Source organism: Paraburkholderia sp. BR10936 (assembly GCF_040965735.1).
Lineage (GTDB): Bacteria > Pseudomonadota > Gammaproteobacteria > Burkholderiales > Burkholderiaceae > Paraburkholderia > Paraburkholderia nodosa_A.
Window position 1 is genome coordinate 1 of record NZ_JBFRCM010000099.1, and the last position, 255, is coordinate 255.

Here is a 255-nt window from a genome sequence, read left to right on the forward strand (position 1 = left end):
CCCGCGCGGCGAACATGAATTCCGCCGGGAAATCGCCGCGCATTTGGCCTTGTCACGCGGCATTGAGTGCCAGCCCTCGCAGATCTACATCACGGCAGGATTCTCGGGGGCGCTCGGTATCGCGCTATTCGTGCTTCAGGCCCAAGGCCGCAAGGCATGGGTCGAGAATCCCGGATATTTGCTGAGTCGCAAGGCCCTGGAAATTGGCCAGATCACGACGGTTCCGATTCCCGTCGACGAAGAAGGCATTGACGT

1 pseudogene is annotated in these 255 nt (G+C 60.4%); it reads left to right on the forward strand.

What is annotated here, in order from left to right:
* Positions 1-49: 49 nt before the first annotated feature.
* Positions 50-255, forward strand: a pseudogene (locus AB4Y36_RS40585) (PLP-dependent aminotransferase family protein); the annotation flags it as partial.